Annotated in this window: 4 protein-coding genes; 1 reads left to right on the top strand and 3 read right to left on the bottom strand. The window is 65.2% G+C overall.

Translation table 11 applies throughout. From position 1 onward, the window contains the following. Positions 1-15: 15 nt before the first annotated feature. Together ABFX29_RS11645 and ABFX29_RS11640 are read right to left on the bottom strand one after the other, a co-directional pair. The gene (locus tag ABFX29_RS11645) at positions 16-1914 is read right to left on the bottom strand and encodes an FAD-binding monooxygenase (protein ID WP_152229360.1); all 1899 of its coding nucleotides are present in this window, start codon (positions 1912-1914) and stop codon (positions 16-18) included. A 266-nt stretch (positions 1915-2180) separates the two neighbouring features. Further along, positions 2181-3986, bottom strand: a complete 1806-nt coding sequence (locus ABFX29_RS11640) for a bifunctional metallophosphatase/5'-nucleotidase (protein ID WP_152229361.1) — start codon at positions 3984-3986, stop codon at positions 2181-2183. 279 nt (positions 3987-4265) lie between these two features. On the opposite strand from ABFX29_RS11640, the gene ABFX29_RS11635 reads away from it, so the two are divergent. Further along, complete coding sequence (locus ABFX29_RS11635; RefSeq protein WP_152229362.1) at positions 4266-5186, top strand: EamA family transporter; 921 nt, start codon at positions 4266-4268, stop codon at positions 5184-5186. Here the strand turns inward: ABFX29_RS11635 and ABFX29_RS11630 are convergent. Next, positions 5158-5946, bottom strand: coding sequence for a hypothetical protein (locus ABFX29_RS11630; RefSeq protein WP_152229363.1), 789 nt, complete (start codon positions 5944-5946; stop codon positions 5158-5160). The two genes, ABFX29_RS11635 and ABFX29_RS11630, sit on opposite strands and share 29 nt — an antisense overlap. Positions 5947-6000: the final 54 nt, after the last annotated feature.

Below are 6000 nucleotides of genomic sequence, written 5' to 3'. Positions count from 1 at the left end.
TGTTCTCGGTTGTCTTTAGTGCTGCGGCTGGCGGGCCGGGAGCAGCGGCGCGAAGAACGCGGCGAGCTCCGCCGTCGCCGTCAGGGGCAGGACGCTGGCGACGTACTGGTCCGGGCGGACCACCACCACGACGCCGGAGCGGTCGATGCCGCGCAGGTCAAAGATGTCTTCCTCCGGGTTGGCGCCGTAGACCTTGTTCAAGTCGGTCAGCCGGAACGGGCCAACCTCAGGCTTGAAGACCTTGGGAACCGCGTTGATGTCGATCCCGGTGTGGTCCTGCTGGTAGATCACCTTCACGTCGAACCAGGCGTCGTCGTCGCCTCCGGCCGGCTGCGCAGCCAGCGGGGATTCAGGAGAGTTCTGGAGCCACTCGGCCAGCTCCGTCACACCCGACGGCGTGCCTGCCGGTGCAGCGTCCGCGAAGACGTAGATGCGCCAGCGGCCGTCGGCCTTGGCCTGGTGGCCCAGCTGCAGCGGGTTGGTGTCGCTGACGCGCAGCACCGGAGCGGACTTGAAGCGTTTGCCAATGGGGAAGCCCGTTGCCAGGTCCTGGTGCTTGGCCTCGCTGATCAGCATGGAGGGGGTGTACTCGGTCATGAAGCCTGCCGGGAATTCAGCCGTGCGGACGTAGAAGTCCTCCAGGTCCGAAGGGTTCTCGAACTCCTCCGGCTTCTTGGCCATGAGGGTGGACCATTCCTTGTCGAAGTCGATCAGGTTCTTGGCCACAACCTGGCGCTCGGCAGAGTAGGTGGAGAGCAGGGACTCCGGGGCCCGTCCGTCGAGGACGTGTCCGAGCTTCCAGGCAATGTTGAAGCCGTCCTGCATTGACACGTTCATGCCCTGGCCGGCCTTGGCGCTGTGGGTGTGGCAGGCATCGCCGGTGATGAAGACGCGCGGGGTGCGGGTGCCGACTTCCTCGGGCTTGACGTCGTCGAACCGGTCGGTAAGGCGGTGTCCCACCTCGTAGACGCTGTGCCAGGCCACGTTGCGCACGTCCAGCGTGTAGGGGTGCAGGATGGCGTTGGCCTTGGCGATGATCTCGTCAATGCTGGTCTTGCGGACGGCACCGTTGTCGCCCTCGGGCACTTCACCCAGGTCCACGTACATACGGAACAGGTGCCCGCCTTCACGCGGAATGTGCAGGATCGAGCCGCCGTTGGAGGACTGGATGGCGCACTTGGTGCGGATGTCGGGGAAATCGGTGGAAGCCAGGACGTCCATGACACCCCAGGCGTGGTTGGCGGCGTCGCCGGCCAGGGTGCTGCCGATGGACTGGCGCACCTTGCTGCGTGCGCCGTCGCAGCCCACCACGTACTTGGCCTTGACGGTGCGCTCGGCGCCTTCGTCCGGGCCCGCGGTGTGGCGCAGGGTCACGGTGACCGGGTACTCGGCGTCGTCGTCGACCTCCAGATCCACGAATTCGTAGCCGTAGTCGGGCTTCATGCGGGCCGGGGAGTTGGCCATGAAGCGGGCGAAGTAGTCCAGCACACGGGCCTGGTTGACGATCAGGTGCGGGAATTCGCTGACGCCGGTGGCGTCGTCCAGGGCACGGCCGGAGCGGACGATGTTTTCCGGGTTCTCCGGGTCCGGACGCCAGAAGCACATTTCGGTGATCCGGTACGCCTCGGCAGTGATTTCCTCCGCGAAGCCGAATGCCTGGAAGGTCTCCACGCTGCGGGCCTGGATGCCGTCGGCCTGGCCGATCACCAGCCGGCTGTCCCGGCGTTCGATGATGCGCGTGGTGATGTTCGGGAACTGGGACAGCTGTGCGGCGGCGAGCATGCCTGCCGGGCCGGAGCCCACGATCAGCACGTCAACCTGATCCGGGAGTTCTTCGGGGCGGTCAATGCCGACGCCGGCTGCCGGCTCAATGCGCGGGTCGCCGGAAACGTAGCCGTGGTGGTGGAACTGCACAGTGTCCTCACTTCTCTGGTTCTTCGTGTTCGATATTTGAACAACTAGTTCAATATTCGAATCAAGCTCGGATTTACTGTACTGGAGGCATGACGCAGGTCACAACCATGGTCTGGTGTGTGACGGAACTTGCCCCGGTTTCCACTTCTGCTGCCGTTTTGCACTTTCACGACCGGTTCCAGGCGGTCGCGACGTGCACCGATAGCAGAAGTGTGTGCCCGGACCCGCTGGGGTCCAGGCACACGCCGGCAGAGGGTCCGCCCGGGTTACCCGAAGACCGGAGCGCCGGCCCGAACCAGCCGCCAGTTCTCCTCGGCAAAGTCAGCAGGGTTGATGCTCTGGTTGGCCACCACGTAGTCGATCAGCAGCTGCCGGATTTCGGTCTGCTGGTTTAGCAGCACTGGAGCCGTGGCGATGTGCGGGAAGTTCCCGCCGCCGGACTGGCGGTAGTTGTTCGTCGCAACGGCGAAGTGCTGCGCCGGATCCAGCGGAGCGCCGTCGTACGTCAGGTTGGTGATCCGCTCCCCCACCGGGGCGCTGATGTCGATGTCGTAGCCGATCCCGGAGAACATGTCGTAGTTGTAGTCCGGGGTACCGCTGGCGTTGGTCAGGGTTTCCGGATCCACCGCAGCGCCCGGCGCCGTCTGGTTGAAGTACTTCGCCGAATACTCCAGGTACTCCTTGATCTGCGCGCCGGTCATGTCCACCGCATAGAGCGTGTTCGGGAAGACGTACAGTCCGGCCAGGTCACGGATGGTCACCGGGCCTTCGGGGATCACGGCGGTGCGGCTGAAGGGAGCGGCAAGTGAAAGCACCGGGAGATCACCCGCCGGGGTGCCGGCCAGCGCCCGCTCCACCGCCTGGATCTGCACCTCGTTGACGAAGTCAATCACTGCCGTGTCCCGGTAACGGGATTCGGCGGCCGGCATGGTCTCCGTCGCCGTGCCCACCGGGGTGTTCACATAATCGATGACCCGCTGGTGCGCATCCCGGACCAGGTCCGAGACCACCAGGTCAGCCTCCACTGTGTTGGCGTTGAGCAGGGAGGCCGACGCCGATGTCACGTCCCACTTGCCGTGCACCTTGGTCAGCTCGAAGTCCATCACGGACAGCCGCATGCCCCAGTTCAGCGGTTCGGTCAGCAGCACCTGCTCGCCGGTGGCCTTGTTGGTGACGAAGTGCTCCGGGATTTCCTGGTGCGCGTGGCCCACCAGGATCGCGTCGATCCCCGGGACTTCTTCGGCAACCTGCGTCGCGGCATTCTCCAGCGGCAGGTCATCGCCATAGGAGGATGTGCCCGAGGTACCGGAGTGTGCACTGACCACTACGACGTCGGCTCCCGCGGCCTTCATCTGCGGCACGTATTCGGCGGCGGTTTCCACCAGTCCCGGGAAGCGCAGCTTGCCCTCCACGTTGCCCTTGTCCCAGATGGCAATGCCCGGGTTGGTCAGGCCCAGGATGCCAACCTTGATCGGCTTGCCGCCCTTCGGCTTGACCGTCTTGATGATGTACGGGGTGAACGCGGGCTCGCTGGTGGCTTCGTCCACCGCATTGGCGGCGAGCAGCGGGAAGTCCACCTGCTCCTCGAACCGGGCCAGCAGTTCGGTGCCGTAGTTGAACTCGTGATTACCCAGGGCTGCGGCGTCGTAATCCATGGCGTTCATGGCAGCGGCCATCGGATGGATTTCGCCCGTCTGGGTGATCGGCTCCACGTTGGCGAAGTAGTCGGTGAGCGAGGTCCCCTGGATAGTGTCGCCGGCGTCGATCAGCAGGGTGTTGTCCACGCCGCGGTCGGCGCGGACCTGGTTCACCAGGCCGGAGATCTTGGCGAGGCCAACATCGTTGCCTGCTGCGTCGTCGTACTCCGCGTTCTTGAAGTAATCCCAGTTTTCGATGTAGCCGTGCAGGTCGGACGTGCCCATGACCGTGATGCTGGCCGTTTGGGCCTTGCCGGGGTGCCCGGGTTTGTGCGGCTTGCCGGGATGTCCCGGCTTTCCGCCGTGGCCGTGGCCGGCACCGTGACCGTGGCCGTGGCCGGATCCGGAACCGGGCGAGGCGGCTGCAGAAGGCATGAGTACAAGGCTAGCGGCGCAGACAGCGGCGAGGACCGCAGCAACGCGCGTACGTGGCGTGGGTGATGGGGAAAACACGGGGAACCAGCTCCTTGGGGGGCCGAACGGGGTGGAGGTACTTAGGCAGCCTTCCCCCCTGCACGGGTTGAGCGAAAGGTGCCGGACCCGTTTGGGCCACTAAATCCGCGAATGTCATGTCGCTGACACCTGCCGTTCCTTCAAGGGAGTATCTTCGGCCTCACACTGGACATTGCTAAGCGCTTAGGTAATTATGGCTAAGTGCTTAGCAAACTTGGGCTGCTGTCCCTTACCGCCCTTGCTCCGGTCGCCTGGGGCACCACATACCTGGTCACCACGGAGCTCCTCCCGCCGGACCGGCCCCTGCTGGCCGCCGTGCTTCGATCCCTGCCGGCAGGCCTGGTGCTGCTGGCAGTGCTCAGGCGCATGCCGTCAGGGGCCTGGTGGTGGAAGTCCGCTGTGCTGGGGCTGCTCAACTTCGGCGCCTTCTTCGCACTGCTGTTCATCGCTGCCTACCGGCTGCCGGGCGGCGTAGCGGCGATGGTTGGCGCAGTGCAGCCGCTGCTGGTGGCGGTGCTGGCCTCACGGGTTCTCGGCGAGCGCCTGGGCCCGGTGAAGCTTGCGGCCGGTGCCGCAGGAATTGCCGGGGTGGGCCTGCTCGTCCTGTCAGCGGACGCCAGGCTGGACGCCGCGGGGGTGCTGGCAGCCCTTGGCGGAGCGGCGTCGATGGCAGCGGGCATTGTGCTGACCAAACGCTGGCAGCCGCCGGCCGGCCCGCTGGTCTCCACAGCGTGGCAACTGGTGGCGGGCGGAGTGTTCCTGGTTCCGGTCATGCTTGCCGTCGAAGGATCCTCGATGCCTGCCTTCACCGGGCTGAATCTCGCCGGCTACCTGTACCTTGCGCTGGTGGGAACCGTGCTGGCGTACTGGCTGTGGTTCCGCGGGATCGCCCGGCTGCCGGCGTCCAGCGTCAGTTTCCTGTCCCTGCTGAGCCCAGTCGTGGCCACGGCTGCCGGCGCGGCCGTGCTTGGCGAAGGCTTCTCGCCCGGGCAGCTGGCTGGCCTGGCCCTTATTCTCGGAGCCTTGGTGGCGGCCAATAGTGCAGCACTGGAGTTTCGTTCGCGCCGGCCAGGAAAGGCCCGGCGGCGGGAGGCTACTGGGTCTGCCAGCTCGCCTCGGTAGGTTCCGTAAGTCCAAATGTCTCTTCCACGAGCACCCGCTGTCCCGGAAGAGCCGTTGCTGGAACGTCCATGCAGACCTCGTACTGGGCTGCACCGCCGTTTTCGAGCGTTGGCACCGAAGTTCCCTGCAGATCCAGGACAGCGAGGCACGTGGATTCGTCATACTGGCGACTGTCGGATCCCACAAAGTTCGTCCTCAGGTCCAGCCATGGGTCACCTTCCTCGTTGCCGTTGTAAACCACGTCGAGGGTGATCAGGACGTACTGCCCCTCGGGTGCCTGGTTGAACTCGTTGAATCCCAGGATCGCGTCAGTCGCATTCAGCTGGACGCTGGAAACGCTCACGCTGTACTCCCCCACCTCAGCCGCTGTTCCCAGCGGCAGCAGTTCAGCACTCGCTGTGGCTGAAGATGAGCCGGACGCAGACGCGGAGGGACTGGCAGTGGCGGACGGCGTCCTTGTGGAGGAGGGATTGCTGCTCACCTCATCCTCCACCGCATTGAAGAGCGCACCCCAGAACGCCGTGACCAGGATGGCCGCAACCAGTGCCACGCCGGAAACCACCACGGCGGCAATGGACAGCCCTTTAGCCGAGGTCCGCTGGCGGACCGCAGTCACCAGGGCTGCTATGCCAAGTCCCAGGCCAATGAGCGCCAGGATCAGCGCCAGCCAGCTAATGATCGGAATCCAGAACAGGAACAGCGCCACTATGCCCAGGATCAGTCCTGCCAGCGCCATCCCCCTGCCGTTGTTGGACTGCATGAGTCCCGGCGGGGGCGGATATCCCTGCCCGCCGTAGCCGTACAGAGGATCGTT

The organism is Arthrobacter gandavensis (assembly GCF_039528575.1).
In the GTDB taxonomy this organism is placed as follows: Bacteria; Actinomycetota; Actinomycetes; order Actinomycetales; family Micrococcaceae; genus Arthrobacter_B; species Arthrobacter_B citreus_B.
The sequence above is the reverse complement of the archived record's forward strand: the minus strand, read 5'-3'. Positions and strand labels throughout refer to the sequence as shown.